Source organism: Nonomuraea sp. B1E8, assembly GCF_039871515.1.
GTDB lineage: Bacteria > Actinomycetota > Actinomycetes > Streptosporangiales > Streptosporangiaceae > Nonomuraea.
The window spans coordinates 222953-247645 of sequence record NZ_JBDPLS010000011.1 but is presented as its reverse complement, the minus strand read 5'-3'; the positions used below and the strand labels follow the sequence as shown (position 1 = coordinate 247645).

The 24693-nt window shown below is 73.9% G+C and carries 22 protein-coding genes; 7 read left to right on the top strand and 15 right to left on the bottom strand.

Annotated features, from left to right (window positions below):
- Nucleotides 1-4 precede the first annotated feature (4 nt).
- The 5 genes from ABGA98_RS32415 to ABGA98_RS32395 all read left to right on the top strand — a co-directional run bounded on the left by ABGA98_RS32415 (nt 5) and on the right by ABGA98_RS32395 (nt 3972).
- Complete coding sequence (locus ABGA98_RS32415; protein WP_347622209.1) at nt 5-262, top strand: hypothetical protein; 258 nt, start codon at nt 5-7, stop codon at nt 260-262.
- The gene (locus ABGA98_RS32410) at nt 259-1137 is read left to right on the top strand and encodes a glycosyl hydrolase 53 family protein (protein ID WP_347622208.1); all 879 of its coding nucleotides are present in this window, start codon (nt 259-261) and stop codon (nt 1135-1137) included. Before ABGA98_RS32415 ends, ABGA98_RS32410 begins: the two co-directional genes overlap by 4 nt.
- Nucleotides 1138-1198: 61 nt before the next feature.
- The gene (locus tag ABGA98_RS32405; RefSeq protein ID WP_347622207.1) at nt 1199-1846 is read left to right on the top strand and encodes a nitroreductase family protein; all 648 of its coding nucleotides are present in this window, start codon (nt 1199-1201) and stop codon (nt 1844-1846) included.
- Between the two features lie 236 nt (nt 1847-2082).
- On the top strand, nt 2083-3069 hold the full coding sequence (locus ABGA98_RS32400) for an acetylxylan esterase (RefSeq protein ID WP_347622206.1): 987 nt from the start codon (nt 2083-2085) through the stop codon (nt 3067-3069).
- Nucleotides 3070-3141: 72 nt separating this feature from the next.
- Nucleotides 3142-3972, top strand: coding sequence for an SAM-dependent methyltransferase (locus ABGA98_RS32395; RefSeq protein ID WP_347622205.1), 831 nt, complete (start codon nt 3142-3144; stop codon nt 3970-3972).
- On the opposite strand, the gene ABGA98_RS32390 is transcribed toward ABGA98_RS32395, so the two are convergent.
- From ABGA98_RS32390 to ABGA98_RS32330, 13 genes are all read right to left on the bottom strand, one after another.
- A complete protein-coding gene (locus tag ABGA98_RS32390) occupies nt 3969-5363 on the bottom strand; it encodes a GH1 family beta-glucosidase (protein WP_347622204.1) in 1395 nt (464 codons plus the stop codon). The genes ABGA98_RS32395 and ABGA98_RS32390 overlap by 4 nt on opposite strands.
- Complete coding sequence (gene yicI / locus ABGA98_RS32385) at nt 5360-7675, bottom strand: alpha-xylosidase (protein WP_347622203.1); 2316 nt, start codon at nt 7673-7675, stop codon at nt 5360-5362. The genes ABGA98_RS32390 and yicI overlap by 4 nt, the downstream gene beginning before the upstream one ends.
- Before the next feature lie 77 nt (nt 7676-7752).
- The gene (locus tag ABGA98_RS32380) at nt 7753-9762 is read right to left on the bottom strand and encodes a beta-galactosidase (protein ID WP_347622202.1); all 2010 of its coding nucleotides are present in this window, start codon (nt 9760-9762) and stop codon (nt 7753-7755) included.
- Nucleotides 9759-10799: a LacI family DNA-binding transcriptional regulator gene (locus ABGA98_RS32375; RefSeq protein ID WP_347622201.1), complete on the bottom strand. Its 1041-nt coding sequence runs from the start codon at nt 10797-10799 to the stop codon at nt 9759-9761. Before ABGA98_RS32375 ends, ABGA98_RS32380 begins: the two co-directional genes overlap by 4 nt.
- Before the next feature lie 396 nt (nt 10800-11195).
- Nucleotides 11196-12200 (bottom strand): LacI family DNA-binding transcriptional regulator, encoded by a 1005-nt coding sequence (locus tag ABGA98_RS32370; protein WP_347622200.1) that lies wholly within the window; start codon nt 12198-12200, stop codon nt 11196-11198.
- Nucleotides 12197-13285 carry a Gfo/Idh/MocA family oxidoreductase gene (locus ABGA98_RS32365; protein ID WP_347622199.1) on the bottom strand — a complete coding sequence of 363 codons (1089 nt, stop codon included), beginning with the start codon at nt 13283-13285 and terminating at the stop codon, nt 12197-12199. Before ABGA98_RS32365 ends, ABGA98_RS32370 begins: the two co-directional genes overlap by 4 nt.
- Entirely contained in the window at nt 13282-14130 is an 849-nt protein-coding gene (locus tag ABGA98_RS32360) for an amidohydrolase family protein (protein ID WP_347622198.1), read from the bottom strand. The genes ABGA98_RS32365 and ABGA98_RS32360 overlap by 4 nt, the downstream gene beginning before the upstream one ends.
- Nucleotides 14127-14615 carry a VOC family protein gene (locus ABGA98_RS32355; RefSeq protein ID WP_347622197.1) on the bottom strand — a complete coding sequence of 163 codons (489 nt, stop codon included), beginning with the start codon at nt 14613-14615 and terminating at the stop codon, nt 14127-14129. The genes ABGA98_RS32360 and ABGA98_RS32355 overlap by 4 nt, the downstream gene beginning before the upstream one ends.
- A complete protein-coding gene (locus ABGA98_RS32350) occupies nt 14612-15604 on the bottom strand; it encodes a transketolase C-terminal domain-containing protein (RefSeq protein ID WP_347622196.1) in 993 nt (330 codons plus the stop codon). The genes ABGA98_RS32355 and ABGA98_RS32350 overlap by 4 nt, the downstream gene beginning before the upstream one ends.
- Nucleotides 15597-16544, bottom strand: coding sequence for a thiamine pyrophosphate-dependent dehydrogenase E1 component subunit alpha (locus tag ABGA98_RS32345; RefSeq protein WP_347622195.1), 948 nt, complete (start codon nt 16542-16544; stop codon nt 15597-15599). The genes ABGA98_RS32350 and ABGA98_RS32345 overlap by 8 nt, the downstream gene beginning before the upstream one ends.
- Nucleotides 16537-17892, bottom strand: coding sequence for an adenylosuccinate lyase family protein (locus ABGA98_RS32340; RefSeq protein WP_347622194.1), 1356 nt, complete (start codon nt 17890-17892; stop codon nt 16537-16539). The genes ABGA98_RS32345 and ABGA98_RS32340 overlap by 8 nt, the downstream gene beginning before the upstream one ends.
- Before the next feature lie 2 nt (nt 17893-17894).
- Nucleotides 17895-18653 carry an SDR family NAD(P)-dependent oxidoreductase gene (locus ABGA98_RS32335; protein ID WP_347622193.1) on the bottom strand — a complete coding sequence of 253 codons (759 nt, stop codon included), beginning with the start codon at nt 18651-18653 and terminating at the stop codon, nt 17895-17897.
- A gap of 87 nt (nt 18654-18740) precedes the next feature.
- Nucleotides 18741-20528: an aldehyde ferredoxin oxidoreductase C-terminal domain-containing protein gene (locus ABGA98_RS32330; protein WP_347622192.1), complete on the bottom strand. Its 1788-nt coding sequence runs from the start codon at nt 20526-20528 to the stop codon at nt 18741-18743.
- Between the two features lie 185 nt (nt 20529-20713).
- Between ABGA98_RS32330 and ABGA98_RS32325 the strand changes: the two genes are divergently transcribed.
- Entirely contained in the window at nt 20714-20902 is a 189-nt protein-coding gene (locus tag ABGA98_RS32325) for a hypothetical protein (protein ID WP_347622191.1), read from the top strand.
- Nucleotides 20903-21005: 103 nt separating this feature from the next.
- On the opposite strand, the gene ABGA98_RS32320 is transcribed toward ABGA98_RS32325, so the two are convergent.
- Nucleotides 21006-23240, bottom strand: a complete 2235-nt coding sequence (locus ABGA98_RS32320; RefSeq protein WP_347622190.1) for a protein kinase — start codon at nt 23238-23240, stop codon at nt 21006-21008.
- Between the two features lie 207 nt (nt 23241-23447).
- On the opposite strand from ABGA98_RS32320, the gene ABGA98_RS32315 reads away from it, so the two are divergent.
- Nucleotides 23448-24377, top strand: a complete 930-nt coding sequence (locus ABGA98_RS32315) for a lytic murein transglycosylase (RefSeq protein ID WP_347622189.1) — start codon at nt 23448-23450, stop codon at nt 24375-24377.
- Here the strand turns inward: ABGA98_RS32315 and ABGA98_RS32310 are convergent.
- Nucleotides 24340-24660 carry a hypothetical protein gene (locus tag ABGA98_RS32310; RefSeq protein WP_347622188.1) on the bottom strand — a complete coding sequence of 107 codons (321 nt, stop codon included), beginning with the start codon at nt 24658-24660 and terminating at the stop codon, nt 24340-24342. The two genes, ABGA98_RS32315 and ABGA98_RS32310, sit on opposite strands and share 38 nt — an antisense overlap.
- Between the last annotated feature and the right edge of the window lie 33 nt (nt 24661-24693).

Here is a 24693-nt window from a genome sequence, read left to right as displayed (position 1 = left end):
CCCGATGAAACGGTTACTCGCCGCACTGCTGTTACTCGCCGCCCCCGTCGTCCAGCTCGCCGTCGTCCAGCTCGCCGTCGTCCAGCCCGCGCATGCCGGCACGTCCGGGGCGGCGCTGCAGATCAGGGGCGCCGACGTCTCCAGCCTGGCCAAGTCGGAGGCGCTCGGCGGCGTCTACCGCGACGCCCGCGGCCGCAGGGGCGAGCGCTGGGCATCCTGTCGCGGGCCGGGCTCAACCACGTCAGGCTCAAGGTCTGGGTGAACCCGGCCGACGGCTACAACACCAAGACCCAGGTGCTCGACCTCGCCAGGCGGGTCAAGGCCCAGGGCATGAAACTCCTGGTCGACTTCCACTACTCCGACACGTGGGCCGACCCGGGCAAGCAGTTCAAGCCCGCCGCCTGGGAGTCGCTGCCGTTCGACCGGCTCAGGCAGGCCGTGTACGACCACACGTACGACGTGCTCGACGCGCTGCGCCGCCAGGGCACCACGGCGGACATGGTGCAGGTCGGCAACGAGATCAACGGCGGCCTGCTCTGGCCCGACGGCTCGAACTCGACGTGGCCCAACACGGCGGCGCTGCTGAACGCCGGGTACGACGCGGTCAAGCGGGTGTCGGGCTCGACCAAGGTCGTGCTGCACCTGGCCGACGGCGGTGACAACGACCTCTACCGGTGGTGGTTCGACAACGCGAACGCGAACGGCGTCCGTTACGACGTGATCGGCATGTCGTACTACGCCTACTGGCACGGCACGCTGGAGACGTTCAGGGCCAACATCAACGACGTGGCCGGCAGGTACGGCAAGCCGGTCGTCGTGGTCGAGACCGCGTACCCGTTCACGACGGCCGACGACGACGGCTGGGCCAACATCATCACCGCCGGCGAGCCCTACCCGGGTTACCGGGCGACCCCGGAGGGGCAGGCGGCGATGCTGGCCGCCGTGGCCGACATCGTCCGCCAGGTGCCGGGCGGCCTCGGTCTCGGGCTGTTCACCTGGGAGGCCACGTGGACCGGTGTGCGCGGCAACGGCTGGGACCCGGCCGACCCGTCGTCGGGCAACGCCTGGGAGAACCAGGCCCTGTTCGGCTACGACGACCGGGCGCTGCCCGCGATGGAGACGCTCGGCCGCCTGTGATGGGCAGGTTCGGGTCGAAGAGGTCCTCCGGATCACGCGGTCAGGTTGACATGATGGCCGTATGACGATCACACCGCTGAGCCCGGACGCGCTGCTCACCACCACCCGCAGCGTGCGCAAGCGCCTCGACCTGACCCGTCCCGTGCCGATGGACCTGGTGCGCGAGTGCCTGGAGATCGCGCTCCAGGCGCCCAGCGGCAGCAACCGGCAGGGCTGGCACTGGCTCGTGGTGACGGATCCGGAGCTGCGCGGGGCGATCGGCGGCTACTACCGGCGCTCGTTCGGCGCGTACCGGACCTCGGGCGGCTCGGCCGGGTCGTTGTTCAAGGACGACCCGGCGCGGGCCGCCACCCAGCGGCGGGTCTCCGAGAGCGCCGACTACCTGAGCGAGCGCATGGGCGACGTGCCGGTGCTGGTGCTCGGGTGCATCCACACGCCCGGCGGGCTGCCCGAGGGCAACCAGGCGGGGTTGTGGGGTTCGCTGCTGCCCGCGGCGTGGAGCTACATGCTGGCCGCCCGCGCTCGCGGTCTCGGCACCGCCTGGACCTCCCTGCACCTGGCGTACGAGAGCGAGATCGCCGAACTGCTCGGCATCCCCGCCGACGTACGCCAGGGCGTGCTCATCCCCACCGCCTACTACACGGGCGAGACGTTCAGGCCCGCGCAGCGGCAGCCGCTGGACGAGGTGCTTCACCTCGATCGCTGGTAGGAGCACAGCCGGTAGGAGCACGGTGGAAGGCACCGCCTACGTGAAGGCGAGCCCGTGACCCCCTGCCCACGCTGCCGACGTCATCGCCACGGACTGCGGGATGAAATATCTGCCCAGGCAGTCGGCGGAGGGCAAGATGCGCGCCATGGCCGGCGCGGCCCGCCTGCTGCGTGGCGAGCTCGGCTGTTCATGACCGCCGCTGGCGCGCGGCGGCGCCGCTCCTTCACCATGATCGTATGAACCACGCCGCTCACATGAGCCACCAGGGCGCCCGCGTGCACCACGCCTACCCCTTCGACCCCACGCACGGCTACGACCTGGACGGGCTGCTCGCCGTCCCCGCCCCCGAGGAGCCGGACGGCTTCGCCGATTTCTGGCGAGGGCTGCGCGCCCGTGCGGCGGCGGTGGACGTGGACGCCTGGGCGGGGCCTCCGGAGGGAGAGGCGGACGGCGTGGTCGTGCGTCCCGTGCGCTACACCTCGCTCGGCGGGGTCCGCCTCGGCGGCTGGCTCACCGTGCCCGCGGACGGCCGGGTCACGCGGGGCTGCGTGGTGGGCCACGGCTACGGCGGACGCGACGGCGTCGGCCCGCTGCCGCTCACCCGGGGCACGGCGGCGATCTGGCCGTGCGCGCGCGGCCTGGGCGACCGCGGCACGCAGCCCGGCATCCCCTCCGACGCCGCGCGGCACGTGCTGCACGGCATCGAGTCCAGGGACACGTACGTGCACGGCGGCTGCGCGGCCGACCTGTGGTGCGCGGCGACCGCCCTGCTGGATCTCGTGCCCGAGGCCGCGGGCAGGCTCGACTACATCGGCGCCAGTTTCGGGGGCGGCATCGGCGCGCTGGCGCTGCCCTGGGACGACCGCTTCACCGCCGCCGCCCTCGTCGTCCCCAGCTTCGGCGCCCACCCCCTGCGCCTCACCCTGCCCTGCACCGGCAGCGGCGAGGCCGTCCGTGCCAGGCACGCGAGCCATCCGGAGACGGCCGGGGTGCTGAGGTACTTCGACGCGGCCACGGCGGCCGCCCGGATCACGATCCCGGTGCACGTGGCCGCCGCGCTCTTCGACCCGGCCGTGCCGCCGCCCGGCCAGTTCGCCGTGCACAACGCGCTGGCCGGACCCAGGGAGCTGCACGTGCTGGAGACCGGCCACCACGACCACCCCGGGGTGCCGGCGGCGGAGAGGAGGCTGGCGGCGTCCCAGCGGGCGTTCCTTTGTTCATGAAATGTCGGCATATAGCGGGGTGCCGACTTAGGATCATGGGCCTACCCCCTATGACCATCCGAGGAGCCGGCCGTGTCCGAGAGCGAGCAGGAAAGCGCCCCGCCCGGTGTCGACACCAGCAAGCCCAGCGTCTCCCGCGTCTACGACCACATGCTCGGCGGCAAGGACAACTACGAGGTCGACCGCCAGGTGGCCGCCATGGCGCTGGAGGTCGCGCCCGACGCGCCCGAGGCGGCCAGGGCCAACAGGGAGTTCCTCCGCCGCACCGTACGCCATCTGACCGCGCGGGCCGGCATCCGCCAGTACCTCGACCTCGGCTCGGGGCTGCCGACGCAGGGCAACGTGCACGAGATCGCCCAGGCCGTCGCCCCGCGCTCCCGGGTCGTCTACGTCGACCACGACCCGATCGTGCTCGTGCACGGCCGCGCGCTGCTGGCCGTCGACCAGACCACCACGATCATCGAGGCCGACGTCCGCGACCCCGAGGCCATCCTCGCCGACAGGAAGACGCGCGGCCTCATCGACTTCTCCGAGCCGGTCGGGCTGCTCATGTTCGCGATCCTGCACCACCTCGGCGACGACGAGGACCCGGCCGGCATCGTGGCCCGGCTCGTCCGGCCGCTCGCCCCGGGCAGCCACGTGGTGATCTCGCACTTCTGCAACCCGGGGGAGGCCATGCCGGAGGTGTCGCGGCAGGCGTACGCGGCGGAGAAGATCTTCAACGAGCACCTCGGCACCGGGCGCTGGCGCGCCCGCGAGGAGATCCTCGCCTTCTTCGACGGGCTGGAGCTGCTGGAGCCCGGCCTGGTGCCGCTGCCCGAGTGGCGGCCCGGCGCCGACGACCACGCGGCGCCGGGCATCACGTACCACACCTTCGTCGGAGGCGTGGCCCGCAAACCCTAGTAGGAGGGCAGCTTGCCGGTGGCGACCACCTCGCGGTACCAGTGGGCGCTGTCCTTCCAGGTGCGCTCCATGGTGTCGCGGTCCACCCGCACGATGCCGAACCGCTTGGCGTACCCGTGCGCCCACTCGAAGTTGTCCATCAGCGACCACACGAAGTAGCCGCGCACGTCCGCACCGGCCGCGATCGCCTCGGTCACGGCCGTCAGGTGGCGGCGCAGGTAGTCGACGCGGCGCTCGTCACGGATGCGCCCGTCGGCGTCCACGACGTCGGCGAACGCGGCCCCGTTCTCGGTGATCATCAGTGGCAGGCCGGGGTGGTCGCGGTGCAGCCGCAGCAGCAGCTCGGTCAGGCCGGTCTCGTCGATGTTCCAGCCCATCTCGGTGTACGGCCCCGGCTGGCGGACGAACTCGACGTCCTCGCACGCGATCCACGGCGAGGCCGCTCCGTCCTGGTGCCCGTCGGCGGTCTCCCGCTGCGCGGAGCCGTCCCACTGGCGTACCAGGGTGGGGTTGTAGTAGTTGACCCCGAGCACGTCCAGCGGCTGGCACGCGGCCGCCTCGTCGCCGTCGCGCACGAACGACCAGTCGGTCACCGAGGCGGTGTCGGCGATGAGGTCGCGCGGGTAGGCGCCCTCCAGCATGGGGCCGAGGAACGCCCGGTTGGCCAGCGCGTCCGCGCGCCGCACGGCGTCGGCGTCGCGCTCGGACACGCCGCGCACGTGGTGCAGGTTGAGCGTGACCGACATCTGCGCCGCGGCGGCGGCCGTCGTGCGCAGCGCCTGGACGGCCAGGCCGTGGCCGAGGTTCAGGTGGTGCAGGGCGGCCAGCGCGGCGGCGGGCTCGGTCCTGGCCGGGGCGTGCACGCCGGAGGCGTAGCCGAGGTAGGCCGAGCACCACGGCTCGTTCAGCGTGATCCAGGTGCGCACACGGTCGCCGAGCGCGTCGCCCATGAGCCGGGCGTACTCGCCGAAGCGCAGCGCGGTGTCGCGGTGCGGCCAGCCGCCGGCGTCCTCCAGCTCCTGCGGCAGGTCCCAGTGGTAGAGCGTGGCCACGGGCGCGATGTTCCTGGTGAGCAGGCCGTCCACCAGCCGGGAGTAGAAGTCCACGCCGGGCGTGTTGACCGGGCCGGTGCCGCCGGGCTGCACGCGCGGCCAGGAGATGGAGAACCGGTACGCTCCGACGCCGAGCGCGGCCAGGTGGTCGAGGTCCTCCTCAAGGCGGTGGTAGTGGTCGCAGGCCACGTCGCCGGTGTCGCCGTTCGCGACGAGCCCGGGCGTGTGGGAGAAGGTGTCCCAGATCGACGGGCCTCTGCCGTCCTCGTTCCAGGCCCCCTCCACCTGGTAGGCGGCGGTGGCGGTGCCCCACAGGAAGTTCTCGGGAAAGGTGGTCATGCTGCTCCTCGGAGGATGATCTCGATGTCGTCGGTGTCCGGCCCGGCGGCCACCCGCACGCCGCCGGGGGTGGTCTCAAGGTCGGGGTGCCGGGCCTCGCGCACCCCGGCGAGCAGCAGGTTCCAGGGCGCGGGCGCGCCCAGGACGCGGCGGGCGCGGACCCGCTCGCCCACGCGCGCGACCTCGAACACCGCGGCGTCGCCGCCGTCGGCCGCGGGCACGGTGACCGTGCGGCTCCGGCCGTCGGCGAGCTGGTGGACCCGCAGGGTGACGCCGTCGGCGTAGTCGTAGTCGGGCCGGTCGTCGTGGGCCCCGATCGGCAGCACCGCGCCGGGCCGCACCAGCAGCGGCAGGCTGTCGAACCCGTGCCGCTCGGTACGCCAGCCGGGTCCGGTGACGGTCTCGCCGTCGAGCAGGCGGGTCCACACCCCGTCAGGGACGTAATACGAAATGTCGCCATCGGCGGACATCACCGGCGCCACCAGCAGGTCCGGGCCCAGCATGTACTGGGCGTCCAGGTGGTCGCAGGCCCGGTCACCGGGGAACTCCAGCTGCATCGCCCGCATCACCGGCAGGCCCTCGCGAGCGGCCTGGACGGCGGCGCCGTACAGGTAGGGCATCAGCCGCGCCTTGAGCCGGGTGAACGCGCGCAGCACGTCGACCGACTCCTCGTCGAACAACCACGGCACCCGGTAGGACCCGCTGCCGTGCAGCCGGCTGTGCGACGACAGCAGCCCGAAGGCCACCCACCGCTTGAACACGGCCGGATCGGGCCGCCCCTCGAAACCGCCGATGTCGTGGCTCCAGAACCCGAACCCGGCCAGGCCGAGCGACAGGCCGCCCCGCAGCGACTCGGCCATCGCCTCGAACGTCGACTCGCAGTCGCCGCCCCAGTGCACCGGCATCCGCTGCCCGCCCACGGTGGCCGACCTGGCGAACACCACGGGCGCGCCCCGCTCGGCCAGCACCCGGTGCACGGTCTCGTTGTAGACGAGGCTGTAGTAGTTGTGCATCCGCTCGGGGTCGGAGCCGTCGGCGTAGACGACGTCGGTCGGGACGCGCTCGCCGAAGTCGGTCTTGAACGCGTCCACCCCCATGTCGAGCAGCCCGCGCAGCCTGCCCGCATACCACTCCCTGGCGGCGGGGGAGGTGAAGTCCACCAGCGCCCGGCCGGCCTGCCAGTGGTCATCCTGCCAGACGGTCCCGTCGGGGCGGCGCAGCAGATGCCCGGCGGCGGCGCCCTCGTCGAACAACGCCGACGCCTGCCCGATGTACGGGTTGATCCACACGCACACGCGCAGCCCGCGCTCCTTGAGCCGGCGCAGCATGCCCTCCGGGGCGGGGAACACCTCCGGGTCCCACTCGAAGTCGCACCACCGGTAGCGCCGCATCCAGAAACAGTCGAAGTGGAAGACGCTCAGCGGCAGGTCCCGCCCGGCCATCCCGTCCACGAACGACGTCACCGTGGCCTCGTCGTAGTCGGTGGTGAACGACGTCGACAACCAGAGCCCGAACGACCACGCGGGCGGCAGCGCGGGGCGGCCGGTCAGCGCCGTGTAGCGGCGCAGGACGTCGGCCGGCGTCGGCCCGTGGATGACCAGGTATTCCAGGTCGTGGCCCTCGGTGCTGAACTGCACCCGCGACACCGACTCCGAGCCCACCTCGAACGACACCCGGCCGGGATGGTTGACGAACACGCCGTAGCCGCGGTTGGTGAGGTAGAAGGGCACGTTCTTGTAGGCCATCTCGCTGCTGGTGCCGCCGTCGTCGTTCCAGACGTCCACGGACTGCCCGTTGCGCACCAGAGGGCCGAAGCGCTCGCCGAGCCCGTACACGAGCTCCCCGGCGCTCAGGCGCAGCTGCTCGACCATGAAGTGCCGCTCCTCGGCGTCGTGCATCACGCCGAGGCTCTTGCCGGCGCTGCGGGTCAGCTCGCGGCCACCGGCGCTGAACGCCATCTCCCACGGCGCTTTTCTGCTCACCCGCACGGTGAGGGCGCCGCTGGCCAGGCTCGCGCTCTCGCCGTCCACGGCGACCCGCACGTCCGGCCGCTCGTCGCGCACCTCGAAGGCCGGCGCGTCCGGCACCGATCCGGCGAAGTGCACCGTACGGACCCTGATCACGTCCGGCATGGGGGACGAGAGGTCGAGCCGCAGCACCGGGCCGTCGAGGGTGTGGCCGCGGCGGGTGATCTCCCTCGTCGGGGCGAGCACCCGCAGCGAGCCGGCGTCCTCGGTCACGTCGTGGGCCGAGGCGGCGTAGTCGCCGCGCACCCCGGGGCGCATCCGCCAGTAGCCGTCTTTGAACTTCATCGGGATCGTGGCGCGGCGTCCCCGCCGTCAGGACCGGCGGGAGGCGCCGCCCCTCCTTTCGCAACAGTGAGGGGGAGTTATTCCGTGCGGGGGCGCAGCGCGACGACGTCGCGGGGAGCCAGCGTGACCTCGCCGCCCGCGACGGCTCCGGTCAGCAGGTCCTCCGCCTGCCCGGGGACGGGCACGACGGCCGTCTCGGCGCCGTGGTTGAGCAGGAACAGCACGTCGCCGCGGCGTACCGCCTCGACGCCCGGCGGCAGCCGTGGCAGCGCGCCGGCCACGCCGGCGTCGGCCAGCGCCCGCTCGACGATCTCGCCGAGCGCGGCGGCCTCGGGCATGGTCGCCACGTACCAGGCGACGCCGTCGCCGGCGCGATGCCGCAGCACGGCGGGGCTGCCAGCGAGGTCGCCGCCGGCGAACTCCGCCACCGCCTGCGCGCCCTCGGCCGCCACCAGCTCCGTCCAGGTGTGCGCGGTGAAGGCGGCGCCGCCGGCCCACCGGCAGCGCACCGGCACGTCATCGGGCGCCGGCAGCCACTCGTCGCCGGACGCGCCCAGCACCTCGCGCAGCGGCGCGGGGAACCTTCCGGTACGCACGTGCGAGCGTTCGTCCACCACCCCGGAGAACGGCCCGACCAGCAGCACGCCGCCGCCGCGCGCGTACGCGGTCAGCGCCGCCGCGTCCCGGTCGCCGACGAGGAACAGGTTCGGGACCACCACCAGCGCGTAGCCGGACAGGTCGGCCGAGGGCGGCACCACGTCCACGCTCACGCCGCGCTCCCACAGCGGCAGGTAGTAGCCGAGCAACTGGTCGGTCGCGTTGAGCCGGTCGCTGGGCCGGCCGCGCTCCTCCAGCGCCCACCAGCTCGCCCAGTCGAACACCATCGCCACCCGGGCGGGAACCGGCGTGCCCGCCACGGAGGCGAGCCCGCGCAGCTCCCGGCCGTGGGCGCGGACCGCGGTGTGCAGCCGCGTGTCCGGCCCGGCGTGCGGCACCATCGCGGCGTGGAAACGCTCGGCGCCGAACCTGGAGGCCCGCCACTGGAAGTAGCAGAGCCCGTCCGCGCCGCGGGCCAGCGCCTGCAGCGACTCCAGCCGGAACTGGCCGGGCGGTTTGGGCAGGTTGTGCGGGCGCCAGTTGACGGCGCTCGTGGCCTGCTCCATCAGCAGCCACGGCCGGCCCTCCGCGAGCCCGCGCATCAGGTCGTGGGTGAGCGCCGTGCGCGCCGGGGCCAGCGGGTCGCCCGGCTCGGGATACCAGTCGTTGGAGACGACGTCCTCCTCGGCCGCCCACGACCAGTAGTCGACCGGCTTGAACAGCCCCATGAAGTTCGTGGTGACCGGCGTTCCGGGGGTGTGCTCCCGCAGGATGTCGCGCTCGGCCCGGTAGTGCTCCAGCAGCGCGTCGGAGCAGAACCTCCGCCAGTCGAGGCGCTGCGACGGGTTGATGATGTACGGGGCCAGCCGCGGAGGGACGATCTCGGCCCAGTCGCCGTAGCGCTGGCTCCAGAACGTGGTGCCCCACGCCTCGTTGAGCGTCTCCAGGTCGCCGTAGCGCTCGCGCAGCCAGGCGCGGAACGCGGCCGCCGACTCGTCGCAGTGGCAGACCTGGCCGTACTCGTTGCCGACGTGCCACAGGGCCAGCGCCGGGTGGCCGGCGTACCGGGAGGCCAGGGCGGAGACGATCGACAGGGCGCGCTCGCGGTAGACGGGCGAGGAGGGGCAGAACTGGTTGCGCGCGCCGTACCAGAGCCGGTGGCCCGCCTCGTCGACCGGCAGCGTCTGCGGCCAGCGGTGCCCCAGCCACGGCGGCGGCGAGGCGGTGGGGGTGGCCAGGTCGACCGCGACGCCGTTCTCGTCCATGAGGTCGAGCACCCGGTCCAGCCAGCCGAAGTCCCGCACGTCCGGTTCGGGTTCGAGCCGGGCCCAGCTGAACACGCCGACGGTGACCAGGTTGACCCCGGCCTCGCGCATCAGCTCGGCGTCCTGCGCCCACACCTCCTCCGGCCACTGCTCGGGGTTGTAGTCGCCGCCGAACAGCAGCCCGCGGCCCGCGGTGAGCGTGTGCATCCCCAGCCGCGCGGTCATGCCCGCCTCCTCCCTTCCCGCCCGGTCGTACGTGGGGGCGCGGAGCTGTCGCCGGCCACCAGCCGGCAGGGCACCAGCCGCTGCTGGGGCGGCCCGTCGCCGCGCAGCCGGTCGATGAGCATGCGCGCGCCGAGCCTGCCGAGCTCCGTGCCGGGCGGCTCCAGCGCCGTCAGCCTGGGATGGAACATCTCCGCGACCCGGGCCGACGACAACACCAGCATCAGGGTCAGGTCGTCGGGGATCCGCCATCCGCGCGCCGCCACGGCCGCGATCACCCCGACCGCCGCGTGGTCGTCCATCACGGCCAGCGCGGTCACGCGGGGATGCGCGTCCATGAGCCGCTCGAACGCCGCGCGGCCCTCCTCCGCCGACCCCGGGCGGTAGCCGTCCACGTAGCCGATCCCGGCCGCCCGCGCGGCGGCGGCGAACTCCTCGCCGGCGCGGACCGCGGGGCCGTAGCCGTCGGCGTACGCGTCGGCGGAGAGGTTGAAGAAGGCCAGCTCGCGATGGCCGAGCGCGGCCACGTGCGCCACGGCGGACCCGGCCGTGGCCGCGAAGTCGATGTCGGCGTAGTCGATCGAGCCGGGGTCGCGGGTGCGCCCGATCATGCTGAACGGCACGCCCGCCGCCGTCAGGAAGGCCGCGCGCTCGTCGTCGAGGCCGACCTCCATGAGCAGCACGCCGTCGACCAGCCCGAGGCCGGTGAGGTGGCGCAGCTCCTCGATCGGGTCGGCGTGCTCGGGGGAGAGCAGCAGGTGGTGGCCCAGCTCGCGGGCCGCCTCGGCGGCGCCGGTGGCGAACTGCATCTCCGTCAGGCCGAAGCCGCTGCGCGGGGCGGGGTAGAGCAGCGCGAGGATCCGGGTCCGCTTGCTCTGCAGACCCCTGGCCAGCAGGTTGGGGCGGTAGCCGAGCTCGGCCGCGGCCTGCTCGATGCGCCGCTTGGTCTCGGCCGCGACCGGCCGGGTGCCGTTGAGCGCGGCCGACACGGTGCTGATCGCGACCTGTGCGCGCTCGGCCACGTCTCGTAATGAGGACATCCTGCTCCCGACCCTGGGCACGCTCGGCCGGAGAGGGCCGATACGGTTGTCGAAACGTTTCGCACAACGTAGGGTCCGTTTTGTGCGGATGTCAATGGTCTTGATTCGGATGTCCAGAAAGGCGGCCCCGGCCGCGCCGGTGTGACCGGTGGTAGACGAGCGGGCCGCCGTCGACGTCCCGCATGATGCTCTGCCCGCCGGGGCCCGACGAACCGGCCGTGCGTCTCCAGGACCGGCGTGCCGCCGCCGCTCAGCATGGGCCGCCCCGAGCGGTCGGCGTACGGGCCGGTCGGGCTGGTGGAGCGGCCGACCTTGACCTTGTGCGTGCTGCTCGTGCCGGCGCGGCACCGGTCGTAGGGCCGCGCTGCGCCACAACGGCAACACGGCACCGGCGCGTCACCCGGGCGGCGGCGCGGTGGACCGGCGCTGGATGAGCTCGATCGGCCCGGCCAGCACCTCGGCCACCTTGTCGTCCGGCTTGAGCCCGGCGAGCAGGGTGACGCCGCGGCGGCCCAGCTCCGCCAGCGGCATCCGCACCGTGGTCAGGGCAGGGAACAGGTAACTGGCCAGCTCCAGGTCGTGCACGGCCACGATCGACACGTCCCGCGGGATCTCGAAACCGGCCGAGCGCGCGCCCTCCATCGCGCCGATCGCCGAGGCCACGTTCGCCACGAACACCGCCGTCGGCCGCTCGGGGCCGTCGAGCAGGCGGGCCATCGCCGCCGCGCCGCCGGCCGGCGTGTAGCCCGCCGCCACGATCGGGCCCTCCGGCAGCCGCGCCTCGCGCATCGCCGCCGAGTAGCCCGCCGACCTGCGGCCGGCCGTGTCGGCGGCGGAGGGCCCGGCCAGGTGGGCGATCCGGCGGTGACCGAGGCGTACGAGGTGCTCCACCGCGAGCGCGGCGGCCCGCTCGTCGTCGAGGATGACGTACCGCTCGACGCTCCTGCTGCGGTTGTTGAGCATGATCCACGGGATGGCGGCCCGGTCGAGGTGCTCGACGAGCCCGGCCTCGTCGCCCGCCCCGGCCAGCAGCAGGCCGTCGATGCGGCCCTGCCCGATCCGGTCCATGTACTCGCCGAGCCCGGCGCCGATGGCGCTGCCGGTGACCAGGACGTACCCCTGGGAGGCCGCCTCCGACTCCGCGCCCTTGATGATCTCCGCGTAGACGGGGTTGGCGAAGTCGGGGATGAACAGCCCGAACATGTGCGCACGCGCGGTGCGCAGGCTCCGCGCGGCCACGTTGGGCCGGTAGCCGAGCCTGTCGATCGCGGTCAGCACCCGCTCCCGCGTCTCCTGGCGGATGTTGAGCGTGGGGTCCTTGTTGATGACGCGGGAGACGACGGCCCTGTCGACCCTCGCCATCGCGGCGACGTCGGCGAGCGTGACCCGTGAACGCTTCATGCCGACGATCCTGGACGCACGCTCTCGCCGTTGTCCATCGAGCGGTAGAGGGCGTGGATCAGGCGCAGCGTGCCGAGGTTGTCGGCCCCGGACGTCTCCGGCTCGCCGCCCTCGGCGATCGCCCGCAGCAGTGAGCCCATCGGCCCGGCCACCGCGTCGGGCAACCACCGCGTGGTCACCGGGTACGGCAGCCAGCCGTCGGTCGGCAACGAGCGGCTGTTGACGGCCAGGGTGTCGGGGCGGCCGTGCGGATAGTCGTAGAGCAGGCCGAGCGTGCCCTTGATCGCGCCTTCCGTCCCGTCGATGCGGAACGACGCCTCCTGGTCGCCGGTGCGGTTCTCGTGCGTGGCGTGGACCAGCGCCCGCACGTCGCCCGGATAGACCAGCGTGCTCATCGTCCTGGTCTCGCCCTTGGCGACCTGGCCCGGCGTGCGGCTGCCGGTGCAGAAGACGAGCTCGGGGTCGCCGAGGACCGAGCGGATCGCGTCGAGATAGTGGATGGAGTGGTAGACGATCTCCAGCCGTTCGGAGCTGACGAGCCAGTCCCAGGCGCTCCAGTCGGTGTGGATGTTCACCGTGAACGTCATGGCCGTCGGCTCGCCGATCCAGCCCGCGCGGACCATGGCGCGGGCGGCGGCGACGCCCTCGTCGAAGCGGAGCTGCTGGTTGACCGCGACCTTCAGCCCGTGGGCCGCCGCCAGCTCGACGATCTCCTGCCCGGTCGCGACGTCGGGCGCGAACGGCTTCTGGCACAGCAGGTGCTTGCCGGCCGCCAGCGCCGCCCGCGCGATGGCGGGCTGCGCCCCCGGCGCGACCGCGATGTCGACCACGGCGGCCCGCTCGTCGGCCAGCAGCTCCTCCAGCGACCCGTACGTCCTGGGCACCCCGTGGCGGCCGGCCACCTCGGCGGCCCGCCCGGCGTCGAGGTCGAACAGCCCGGTCACCTCCAGCCCGGCCTGCCGGTAGGCGGGCAGGTGCGCGACGTCGACGATCGCCCCGGCGCCGACCACCGCGATCGGCAGCCGGTGTTCGGCGGGGACGGACAGGCCGGCCGCGGCGGCGATGGGCGCGAAAACGTCGATCATGCGGGCTCCTCGATGCCGTAGAACCGGGTCGCGGTGCCGCCCAGCACGGCCGCGCGGTCGGCCGGCGACAGCCCGGACAGCGCCGCGCCCGTCTCCCGCCACACCTTCGCGTAGTCGCCGGCCAGCAGCGCCACCGGCCAGTCGCTGCCGAACATGAGCCGCTCGGGCCCGAACAACTCCAGCGCGTGCTCCACGTACGGCCGCAGGTCGGCGGCCGTCCAGGTCCCGGCGTCGGCCGCGGTGTTCAGCCCGGACACCTTGGCGTACACCTGCGGGCACCCGGCCGCGCGGGCGAGCAGCGACGCCCACGGCTCCCAGCCCCTCTCCCTGATCGGCGGCTTGGCGAGGTGGTCGATGACCATCCGCAGCCCCGGCACCCGCTCGGCCAGCACCGGCACGTGCTCCAGGTGCCGGGGCAGCACGGCCACCACGTCGAACGGCAGCCCGGCCGCCGCCAGCAGCCGCAGCCCCTCGATCACGGAGTCCTGCAGCACCCAGTCGGGGTCGGGCTCGTCGTGGATGAGGTGGCGCACCCCGGCGAACTTCGGATGGCGCCCGTAGCGCCCCAGCGCCTCGGCCGCCTCGTCCGGCCGCCGCAGCGGCACCCAGCCCACCACCGCGCCGATCACGTCGTGGGCGTCGGCCTGCGCGAGCATGGCGTCGGTGTCGGCGTAGGAGTCCATCGCCTGCACCAGGACCGTGCGCTCTACTCCGGCGGCGGCGAGCTGGGGGAGCAGCTCGTCCGGCTCGAACGTGCGGAAGATGGGCCCCGACTCCGGGGTCAGCCACGGGTAGGAGCCGGTCTCGAGGTTCCAGAAGTGCTGGTGGGCGTCTACGACGGTCATCCGGCCTCCTCACCAGATCGTCCGAGCGGGTTCGCGGGGGGTTGGACCAGCTCCAGTGTGATCGCGTCGGGGTCGAGGAAGTAGCAGGCGTAGCCGCCCCTGTTGACGCCCGCGGTGATCTCGGCGGGCGGGTTGACGAAGCATACGCCGGCCGCCGACAGCCGGGCGTGCTCCGCGCGGGCGTCCTCGACCGTGAGCGCCAGGTGGGCGGCGCCGGGCAGGTGGCGGGCGGGGTCGCGCGGCCGGCCGCGGGGCCGTACGTACTCGACCAGTTCCAGGTCGTGGGTGGAGACGCCGCGGGGCTGGCCGGGCACGGCGAGCTGGGCGACGCGGAGCACCGCGTCGGGGTAGCCGACGAGCCTGCGAGTGTAGGCGTTGTCCTGCTCCTGCCGGTGCACGAGGGCGAATCCGAGCAGGTCGCGGTAGAAGACCACGGACCTGTCGAGGTCGGCCACCGTGAAGGAGAAGTGCCAGACGCCTCTCATCGCGGCGCCTCCCGCCCGGCCAGGGCGCGCAGCTCGTCCGCGACACGATCGGCGCCGGGCACCAGGGCCCGCGCCAGCGTCTGCGCGGCCGGCATCCGCACGTCGGGCGTCCCGATCCTGACGGGCGGCGCGAGCAGCGGCACCCCGGCGCCGGCCACGCGGGCGACGACCTCCGCGCCGAAGCCGCCGGTGACGTTCGCCTCGTGCACGACCGCCAGCCTGCGGGTGCGGCGGGTGCTCTCCAGCACCGCCCCGGTGTCGAACGGGTTGAGCCACGGCGTCTCCAGCACCTCGGCGTCGATCCCCTCGCCGGCCAGCGCCTCGGCCGCCTCCAGCACCCGGTGCGTCATGGCGCCCCAGGTGACGACCGTGACGTCGGAGCCGGGACGGCGGGTGCGCGCCCCGCCCATCGGCTCGACCGGGCCGCCGACCCGGACCTGCTCCTTCGCGCCGAAGTACAGCGTGCGGTTCTCGATCACCAGCACCGGGTCGTCGCAGTGCACGGCCGTCACCAGCAGGTCGTAGGCGTCCTGCGGCGTGCTCGGCATGCACACCCTCAGCCCCGGCACGTGCAGGAACAGCGCCTCCAGGCATTGGGAGTGCTGGGCGCACGCGCCCGGCGCGTTGCCCTGCTGGGTGCGGATCGTCAGCGGGGCGCTCAGCCGCCCGCCCGAGACGTAGCGCACGTTGGCCGCCTGGTTGACGATCTGGTCGAGCGCCACCAGGGAGAAGTCGGCCCACATGATCTCGACGATCGGGCGGCGGCCCATCATCGCCGCGCCCACCGCGCTGCCGAGGATGGCCGACTCGCTGATCGGCGTGTCGAACACCCGGTCGCCGTGCTGCTTGCGCAGGCCCCTGGTGACGCCGAACACGCCGCCCGGCACGGCGACGTCCTCGCCGTAGACGAGTGTCTCCGGCACCTCCTCCATGAGCCGGTGCAGGGCCGCGTTCACGGCCTCGCCGTAGGTGAGATCGCGCTCAGGCATACAGGTGCTCCCTCGCGGTCGCGGGGTCGGCGAACGGCGCGCCGAGCGCCGCGGCGGCGGCGGACTCCATCTCCGCCCGCGCCCGGCGCTCCACCGCGTCGACGTCGCCGGCGGGCACCCCGTCGGCGAGCAGGCCCTCGCGCAGCCGGGCGATCGGCTCCCTGCGCCTGATCCGCTCCAGCTCACCGGGCTGACGGTACGCCTCGGCGTCGCCGATGTAGTGGCCCACCAGCCGTTCGGTCATGCACTCCAGCAGCGTCGGCCCGCCACCCTCGCGGGCGACCTCCAGGGCGTCGCGCATGTGGAAGCGCACCGCCTCGGCGTCGTTGCCGTCGATCCGGTGCCCGGGCATCCCGTACGCGGCCGCGCGGTCGGCCAGGCGCGGCGCGCGCACCATGTCGGCAATCGGCGTCAGCTCCGAGTAACGGTTGTTCTCGCAGACGAAGACGACCGGCAGGGAGAAGGCGGCGGCGAAGTTCATCGCCTCGTGCACCGCGCCCTGGTTCATCGCGCCGTCGCCGAAGACGCTCACGGCGGCCCGGCCCGAGCCGTCGAACCTGCCCGCCAGGGCGGCCCCGCACGCGATCGGCGCGCCGGCGCCCACGATCGAGTTCTCGCCGTGGAAGCCGTGCTCGGCGGCCGTGAAGTACGCCGAGCCGCCCCGGCCGCCGTTGACGCCCGCGGCCCGGCCCATCAGCTCGGCGAACAGCGGCTCCGCCGGCACGCCCCTGGCCAGCGCCCAGCCGTGACCGCGGTAGGTGGCGAACAGCGCGTCCCGCGGCTCCAGCACGTCGCACGCGCCGGCCGGGATGGCCTCCTGGCCGATGCACAGGTGCACAGACCCCACGATCGGACCCTCAGCGCGCAGATCGCGCACCTTCTCCTCGAACGCGCGGATCCGCCACATGGCCAGCAGGTCCGCGAGCCGTCTCTCACTCATCGCTTTCTCTCCAGGCGTCCAGGGCCGCGGCGCAGGTCGCCCCGGCGTCGCCGATGTAGGACTCGGGCGGGATGGGCAGCGTGCCCAGGCTCGCCAGGTCGTCGGGGCCGGCGACGTCGCGCAGGGCGTCGGCCAGCGCGCGCCCGCGCTCGCGCGCCTCGTGGGCCGCCCGGTAGACCAGGTCGTGCGCCTTCTCCCGGCCCAGCACGGGCGCCAGGCGCATCATGTACGCCTCCGCCATGATCAGGCCGCCCTCCGCGCCCAGGTTGGCCCGCATGGCGGCAGGATAGACGCGCAGCCCGGCGGCGACGTCGGCGGCCGTGGCCAGCGCGCCCGCGGCCAGCTCGGCCAGCAGCGGCACGACGTACCACTCGACCTGCCACTCGCCGGCCGCCCGTTCGTGGCCGGCCTCCATCGCGCGGAACAGGCCGGAGCTGAGCGCCCCCGCCGTGCCGGACATGCCGATGACGGCTTCGCAGCCGATCGGGTTGGCCTTCTGCGGCATCGTGGAGGACGCCCCCCGGTGGTGGCCGCCGGCCTCGCGCACCTCGCCGACCTCGGTCCTGGACAGGTCCACGACCTCGCGGGCGAAGCGGGCGGCCGTGGCCGCCAGGCTCGCGCAGGTCACGCCGAACTCGGCGACGCCGTCCCTGGCCACGTGCCACGGCACGTCCGTGGTGCGCAGGCCGAGCCGACCGGCCACGCCCTCGCGCACCTGGCGGGCGCGCTCGCCCATCGCCGCGGACGTGCCGCCGGCGCCGAACAGCGACACGACCCGCACCTGGCGGGAGGCGGCGGCGACCCGCTCGCGCTGCCGCGCCGCCTCCGCCAGCAGCACCGCCATCTTCGCGCCGAACGTCGTGGGCACCGCCTGCTGGGCGTGCGTGCGCGCGGCGATGACGGTGCCCGCGTGCCCGGCCACGAGACGGGCGAGCGCCTCGCCGAAGGAGGCGAGCAGCGTGGCCAGGCGGTCGAGGGCCTCGCCCATCTGCAGGGCGAGGCCGGTGTCCATGATGTCCTGCGTGGTGGCGCCGTAGTGGACCCGGCCGTCGGGCCCGTCCGGGAGGGCCGCCGCGATCATCCGGACGAGGGGGAGGATCGGATAGCCCACGTTCGCCGCCTCGTCCCAGAGGCGGTCGAGGTCGATGATGCGCGGGACGCAGGCCGCGGCGATGGCCTCCGCGTCGGCCTCGGTGATGATCCCCGCCTCGGCCTGGGCACGGGAGAGCGCGGCCTCGGTGCGCAGCCAGGCGAGCACGGTGCGCTCGGCGGAGAAGATTTCGGCCATCGCGCGGTCGCCGAACAGCTCGGGCAGCAGCTTGAACGTCTGCGCGGAGGATCCGGCCACGGTCAGTTCATCTCCAGTCCGCCGTCGACGTTCAGCGCCTGGCCCGTGACGAACGAGGCCAGATCGCTGGCCAGGAACAACACCGCGGAGGCGACCTCCTCGGGCCGGCCGGGGCGGCCCAGCGGCGTACGCTCGCCGACCTCCTTGAGGTGGGCGGCGCCCGCGCCGGGGCCGAAGCGCCGGTCGCGGTCGGCGATGATCTCGTCCCACATGGGGGTGAGGAAGACGCCGGGGCAGACCGCGTTGACCCGCACGGGGGCGAGCGCCTCGGCCGCCGACTTCGTCAAGGAGAGCAGCGCCGTCTTGGTGGCCGAGTAGTGGGCGGCGTTCGGGCGGCCCGAGCGGGCGGCGACGGAGGCGAGGGTGATGATCGAGCCGCCGCCCTGCTCGGCCATCCGCCGGCCGACGGCCTGGGTGAGCCAGAAGGCGGCGTTGAGGTTGGTGTCCACGATCCGCAGCCATTCGTCCGGCTCGATGTCCAGCAGCGGCGTGGTGCGCATGACCCCGGCGCAGTTCACCAGCACGTCGATCCGGCCGGGATGGGCGGCCAGGGCCTGGGCCTGGGACCGGTCGGTGAGGTCGGCCGGCCGCGCGGTGACGCCCAGCGTGGCCGCCGCCTCGGCGAGCCTCGGGCCCTCCAGGTCGGAGAGCACGACGTCCGCTCCTGCCTCGGCCAGCGCGCGGGCGCACGCCGGCCCGAGGCCGCCCGCACCGCCCGTGACGAGCGCCGTACGCCCGCTCAGGTCGATCGTGACAGCCATCCCCGATGGTCTCCCTCTCGTCAGTCAAACGATTGACCTGACCTTAACAGCGGCCTCGCAAACCGAACAAGAGGGAGATCAATTGTTCTATCGGGAAATGTCCTGCCAGCCGAGTTCCGCGCAGAACGCCGCGCTCGCCCGCGCGAACGCGGCGCGGTCGAGCACCGCGCCCTTGTGGCGGCCCTCCGTGATCGGCTCGTCGTGCATCCGCGCGGGCAGCCCGCCGGGGCCGACGCCCTCCCTGGCCGCGTACGCGCGCATCTCGTCGAGCCGGAGCTGCCCGGCCGCCAGCAGGTCCTCCAGCGTGAACGCGTCGCCGAGCACGGCGGTGACCAGCGCCGTCAGGCGGTCGACGGTCAGCGGGCGCGTGGGGGAGGAGGCGAAGACGCACAGGTTGAGCGCGTCGAGCCCGCTCCAGAGCCGCAGCAGCCGGGCAGTGCGCCGCCCGCGCTCCTCGTCCAGCACCCCGGCGGGGGCGGGCTCGGCGCCGATCCGCCGCGCCTCGGGAAAGCTGTAGCCCAGCCCCGCGACGGGATCGAAGTCGAGGTCGTGCTCCAGGGCGTCGTAGCGCGGGCCACCCGGCGCGAGCGCGTACCCGAGCCCGACACCGGGCTGGATCCGGGGATCGAAACACGGCAGCTCCGCGCCCCGGGCGGTCATCGCGTACGCCGCCGCCCCCGGCCCCACCCGCGCCGCCGCCCTGGCCGACCCCTCCGCCAGCAGGTCGCCCAGCGCGCCGGCACGGGCGGCCACGTCCCTGATCAGTCCCGGCAACGCCGCCACGTCGCCGAACGCCGGCCCGCCGGGCAGCAGGCCGCGCGCCGCGCACTCCATCGCGAAGGCGAGCGTCCCGCCGAGCGAGACGGGATCGAGGCCGAGGTCGTTGCAGAGGGCGTTCGCGGCGAGCACGGTGTCGAGGTCGTCGATCCCCAGGTTCCACCCGAGCGACAGGAACGCCTCCTGGCCGAGCCCGCCGGAGCGCCGCTCGGTCAGCCCGGGCGGGGCGTACACCTTGAGGCAGTCGTTCGGGCACCCCGGGCACGCGCCCGTGGTCGCCACAGCCCGCCCGTCGTAGTCGCGGACGGCCGGAACGCGCAGCCCGCCCGCCCCCGGCACCGAGAAGTTCCGCACGGACGCGTAGCCGGGATCGAGAGGGTCGCCCGCCCACCCGGCGAACCCCGGCTCGCCCGCCTGCAGCGCCGCCAGCGGGTTCGTGGCCAGCGACTCCCGGTAGAAGGCCGCCAGCGCGGCGATCGTGCCCGGGTCGGCGACCGGCGCGGGAGCGTCGCCCGCGCACACGATCGCCTTGAGGTTCTTGGCGCCGAAGACCGCGCCCAGGCCGTACCGCCCGGCGGGGTGGGCGTGGCCGGTGACCACGCTCGCGTACCTGACGAGGTTCTCCCCGGCGGGCCCGATGGCCGCCACCTGGGCCGTCGCGCCGTGCCTGGCGCGCAGGGCGTCCGTCGTCGCGGCGACGCCGAGCCCCCACACGTCGCCGGCGTCGCGGCACACGACCTCGCCGTCTTCGACCAGCAGGTACGACGGCCGCTCCGCCCGCCCCAGCACGGCCAGCGCCTTCGCCCCCGCCCCGCGCATCCCGGCCGCGAACGGCCCCAGCGCGTGCGCCTCCCCGGCCACCCCGGTCAGCGGCGACTTGGCCAGAAAAACGGCCTTGGCCAGGCCGGGCGCCGCCGTCCCGCCCAGCATGCCCGCGGCCACGTACAGCAGGGCGCGGGGGTCGTACGGATCCAGTCCGGCGGGCGTGCGCTCGGCCATCAGCCGCAGCCCGAGGATGGACCCGCCGTAGTGTCCCCTCTCGGCCGAGCGGTCTTCGCGTTCGACGCTCCCGCTGGTCAGATCGACAATGAACGGCAACAAAGCCTCCTTGAGTCGAAGGAGGCGGCCGGCCCCGGGCTGGCCCGTCGCCGTCCGCCAGGCCTCAGGAGCGGCACACCATCACATATCACGCATACGACGCAACCCCGTCCTTGATGTGCGAGAACAGCGCGGACGGCGTTCGACACGGATTTTCCTTCGCCGCCCGGGCAGAAGATCAGGCGATGACCACTCCCGATCTCGTCCTCGCCCTGGGCGGTGGCTCGTTCCTCGGCATCCGGGGGATCGGGTCGCTGTTCTACCTGGCGTACGCGCTGGGCCAGGCCCGCTTCGGCGTGCCCGCCGAGGAGTCTGGCGGTGACCGGCTTCGCCGTGGTGGCCTCGGTCGTCCTGCACGGCCACCCCGGTCATGAAGCCGCATCGACGCACTCCGCGACCGCGCCGAAACCAACGCACCGGCCACCCAGCCCTCCCCCTGACCACCCCGGCCGTCATGTCGGTCGTGACCGGGGCGAGTCAGGCCGGGCCGAGACTCCAGACCTGCGCCTTCCCGTACTCGCCCGCGCCCGCGATCACCGGCCTGCCGTCGAGCTGGGCCAGGGTGAGGGCGTGGACGGCGCCGCCGTCCGCGGGACGCAGCGCGCCGATGACCCGGCCGTCGTCGAGGTCCCAGATCCGGACGATGACCTCACCGCCCACGGGGGCGTGGGTCACGGCCGCGATGGGGAGGTCGCCGAGCCGCCCGGCCACGAGCGCGGTGGTGCCACGGTCATCGGGGCTTCTGCCGCTGAAGTTCCACCTCTTCCTGCGCTTGCCCGTCATCAGGTCGTGCACGCGGAGGGTGGCGTTGTCGTGCGTCGAGACGACCACCGGCCGGCCCCCGATCTCGCCGCAGGCCAGCAACTGGATCCCGCTGTACCTGCCCATGCCGAACGAGTGCCGCGGCTTTCCCGTCGACAGGCGCCACACCCGGACGCGCCCGCGGCCGTCCCCCGTGACGAGCACGTCGTCGGTGCCGAGCCGGCCGAACGCCAGGCCGTGGACGCCCTGGAAGTGGTCGCTGATCGCCGGGCCGATCTGCTTGCCGGTGGCGATGTCCCACAGCCGTACGACGCTGTACAGGTCTTTGACGAGGTCGTACTTCTGCGACACGGCGATCGCTCTGCCCCCGCTTGCGCCCCCGCGTGTGATCGTGACCGCGATGACCGGGTCGCCGGCCCGGTGGTCGGCCAGGCTCTCGCCCGTCAGGGTCCACAGCCGCATCCTGCCGTCGGCGTGCCCGGAGGCCACCGCCGGCCGGTCGCCCACCCGGCCGGCGGCCACCGAGGTGGCCGTGCCTCCGCCGTCACCGAGCGCGGTGACCGCCGCCGCGCCGTCGCCCGCCGCGTTCACGTCCCAGGCGAGTACGCGGCCCGTTGTGGTGGCGCACACGACCGTCGTCTCCGAGGCGGCCATGGAAACCGGATCGCCGGACTTCGAGGGCAGCGGCACGGGGCCCCTCACCGGCGTGCCGAACGGCTCGGCCGAGGCGGCCGGTGTGGGTGCCGGGGTGCCGGCGCCGGTGCCGGTCGCTCGCGGGGAGGCGGACGAGGAGACCTCCTGGCCGGGACGGTTCGTGTGCTCGCTGCCTGGCGGGAGCGGTGTGCGGCTGGGATCGAGGAAGGCGCGGTCGGGCCGTAACACGGCGAACGCGGACACCCCTGCCGCGGCCGCAGCGGCCACCCCGCCGATCACGACCCGGCGGCTGAGCGGCCTGGTCCGGTGCGGCGCGGTCTCCACCTCGGGCGGGCGCCCACGCCCGTCCGCCACCCCACGGCCCGGCACGCCCGCCGGCCCGTAGCGCGGCGGGGGCGGCACACTGTCGCCCGGGGAGGGGGGCGCCGCCTTGATCGGCGACCGTCCCTCTCGTGGGCCTGGCGTCGTGAGGTGCGGCCCGCCCCCGGGGTTCGTCCGCCGGATGATGTCCTGCAGCAGGTCGGTGGGGGTGGGCCGGGAGGCGGGGTCCTTGGACAGGCACGTCTCGATCAGCGGCAGCAGGTGCCCCGGCACTCCAGAAAGATCCGGCACGCCGTTGATCACGCTGTTCACGACGGCGGCCACCGTCGTGCCCGCGAAGGGCGTGCGTCCCGTGGCCGCGAACACGATCGTGCCCGCCCAGCTGAACACGTCCGACGCCGGCCCCACCCGCTCGGTCCCGAACTGCTCGGGCGACATGTACGCAGGAGTCCCGACCAGCCCGGACGTGTGCGTCGAGGCGTCGAGTGCCTTGGCGATCCCGAAGTCGATGACGATCGGCCCGTCGGGGCCCATCAGGACGTTGCCCGGCTTGAAGTCCCGGTGTACAACCCCGGCCTGGTGGATGGCCGTCAGCGCGGTCAGCGTGGAGATCGCGAGCCGGTCGAGCGCCCCGCCGGCGCGCGGCCCGTGGGAGCGGACGACCGCCTGCAGCGTGTCGCCGGGGACGTACTCGCTCACGATGTACGGCCGATCGCCCAGCATGCCGACGTCCAGCACCGCTGCCGTGCAGAACGCGGCCACCCGCCGCGCCGCCTCCACCTCCCGCATGAAGTCGGCGGTGGCGCCGCCGTCGTGGCTCAGGTGGCTGTGCAGTACCTTGATGGCGACGTCAGGCCCCGGGTCGCCGGCGCCCCGGTAGACCAATCCCTGCCCGCCGGTGCCGAGCACGCCGAGCAGCCGGTAGCCGCCGATGTGCTGCGGATCGTCCGGCCGGAGCGGGCGTATCTCTGGCATCCCGCCTCTTTGCTCGATCTGTTTGAACGATCCACACAATATGGCCATAAAGGTCATCGAACGAAGAACCGGCGCTCGAAAACGACCGACGGCAGCATCGCCCTCCACCTGCCGGAGCACGGGGTGCTGTTCGCCGGCGACACCTCGTATGCCGGATCGCCCGCGCGGCCGGTGCGCGCGGGCCCGAACCGGGTAGGTTGGCGGCCCATGGAGGAACGCCAGAAGCACCCACGACTCACCGGCCGGGGTCGCGCGCTCGCCGCGCTGGCGGCCGTGGCCCTCACAGGGACGGCGGCCTGCGGAAACCCGGCGCCCGTGCAGAACGCCCCCGCGCGCCAGCCGCTGGCGGCCCCTGCCGGCACCGCGACACCCACGCCGAGCCGGACGCTCCCCGACCCCGACGAGAAGATCCCCGCGAACGCCGCGACGCTCGCCTCAGCCCTGAAGGGGACCACCTCCGCGCTCAACGACGCCATCGACGCCTGGAAGGGCAAGAAGGGCAAGCCGCCGGAGGACGTCGAGCTCCTGGCCCTCCACCACCAGCGCATCTACCGTTACGCCGCCCGCCATCCCAAGCTCGCCTCCCGCGCCTTCGCCCGCCTGCCGAAGGGCCTTGCCGCCCAGGCCAAGGACAACACGCGCGCCATCCGCGAGCTCCTGGCCCTGGCCCACCCGATCAAGCCGTCGACGCCGTTCAAGGTCCAGCCCGCCCGCCCGGCCGCCGAACTGCTCGGGTTCTTCAAGAAGGCCGAGCGCCGGTTCGGGGTGGAGTGGGAGGTGCTGGCGGCGGTGATGCTCTCGGAGACGAAGTTCGGCCGGGTGAAGTCGGCCAGCCACGTGGGCGCCCAGGGGCCGATGCAGTTCATGCCGGCGACCTGGAAGGCGTACGGGATGGGCGGCGACGTGCACGACCCGCGCGACGCCGTGATGGCCGCGGCCAACTATCTCAAGGCCAGCGGCGCACCCCGCGACTATCGGCGGGCGCTGCACGCCTACAACCCGTCGCAGGCGTACGTGAACGCCATCCTCCTGCACGCCCGCCAGATCAAGCGCGATCCGCGGAACTACTACGTCTACTACAACTGGCAGGTGTACGTCATCACCACCGCCGGCGAGCGCCGCCTGACAGGTCCCTAGCCGCGGCGAAGGGCCGGTCAGGCGGCGCGCCTACGTGTGGTCGGCGCAGCAGAGGGTGGGGTCGGGCACCTCGGCCGGGGCGAGCCGCCCGCCGGCCGCCGGCATGGTGAGCAGGGTCAATGGTCAGCTCGACCCGGTCGCCCCTGCGTACGTCGAGGGTCTCGCCGAGCGTCACCCCGCGCTGCCCGTGGCCGGCCGTCCTGGCCCGCACCACCCGCACCACCAGGCCGCTGATGAGCCCGCCGTGGTCGACCCAGACGCGCCCGGCCCGCAGCCCGTCCATGAGCGCCTCGTAGGAGAAGGTGCGGCTGCCGAC

Excerpts from the sequence above, each read along its gene's own strand:
- ABGA98_RS32350 (WP_347622196.1), bottom strand. The coding sequence starts at position 15,604 with ATGCCTGAGCGCGATCTCACCTACGGCGAGGCCGTGAACGCGGCCCTG.
- ABGA98_RS32405 (WP_347622207.1), top strand. The coding sequence starts at position 1,199 with ATGACGATCACACCGCTGAGCCCGGACGCGCTGCTCACCACCACCCGC.
- ABGA98_RS32380 (WP_347622202.1), bottom strand. The coding sequence starts at position 9,762 with ATGACCGCGCGGCTGGGGATGCACACGCTCACCGCGGGCCGCGGGCTG.
- ABGA98_RS32360 (WP_347622198.1), bottom strand. The coding sequence starts at position 14,130 with ATGACCGTCGTAGACGCCCACCAGCACTTCTGGAACCTCGAGACCGGC.
- ABGA98_RS32335 (WP_347622193.1), bottom strand. The coding sequence starts at position 18,653 with ATGGCTGTCACGATCGACCTGAGCGGGCGTACGGCGCTCGTCACGGGC.
- ABGA98_RS32310 (WP_347622188.1), bottom strand. The coding sequence starts at position 24,660 with ATGGACGGGCTGCGGGCCGGGCGCGTCTGGGTCGACCACGGCGGGCTC.
- ABGA98_RS32390 (WP_347622204.1), bottom strand. The coding sequence starts at position 5,363 with ATGACCACCTTTCCCGAGAACTTCCTGTGGGGCACCGCCACCGCCGCC.
- ABGA98_RS32415 (WP_347622209.1), top strand. The coding sequence starts at position 5 with ATGAAACGGTTACTCGCCGCACTGCTGTTACTCGCCGCCCCCGTCGTC.
- ABGA98_RS32325 (WP_347622191.1), top strand. The coding sequence starts at position 20,714 with ATGACCACTCCCGATCTCGTCCTCGCCCTGGGCGGTGGCTCGTTCCTC.
- yicI (WP_347622203.1), bottom strand. The coding sequence starts at position 7,675 with ATGAAGTTCAAAGACGGCTACTGGCGGATGCGCCCCGGGGTGCGCGGC.
- ABGA98_RS32365 (WP_347622199.1), bottom strand. The coding sequence starts at position 13,285 with ATGATCGACGTTTTCGCGCCCATCGCCGCCGCGGCCGGCCTGTCCGTC.
- ABGA98_RS32355 (WP_347622197.1), bottom strand. The coding sequence starts at position 14,615 with ATGAGAGGCGTCTGGCACTTCTCCTTCACGGTGGCCGACCTCGACAGG.
- ABGA98_RS32370 (WP_347622200.1), bottom strand. The coding sequence starts at position 12,200 with ATGAAGCGTTCACGGGTCACGCTCGCCGACGTCGCCGCGATGGCGAGG.
- ABGA98_RS32320 (WP_347622190.1), bottom strand. The coding sequence starts at position 23,240 with ATGCCAGAGATACGCCCGCTCCGGCCGGACGATCCGCAGCACATCGGC.
- ABGA98_RS32400 (WP_347622206.1), top strand. The coding sequence starts at position 2,083 with ATGAACCACGCCGCTCACATGAGCCACCAGGGCGCCCGCGTGCACCAC.
- ABGA98_RS32315 (WP_347622189.1), top strand. The coding sequence starts at position 23,448 with ATGGAGGAACGCCAGAAGCACCCACGACTCACCGGCCGGGGTCGCGCG.
- ABGA98_RS32375 (WP_347622201.1), bottom strand. The coding sequence starts at position 10,799 with ATGTCCTCATTACGAGACGTGGCCGAGCGCGCACAGGTCGCGATCAGC.
- ABGA98_RS32345 (WP_347622195.1), bottom strand. The coding sequence starts at position 16,544 with ATGAGTGAGAGACGGCTCGCGGACCTGCTGGCCATGTGGCGGATCCGC.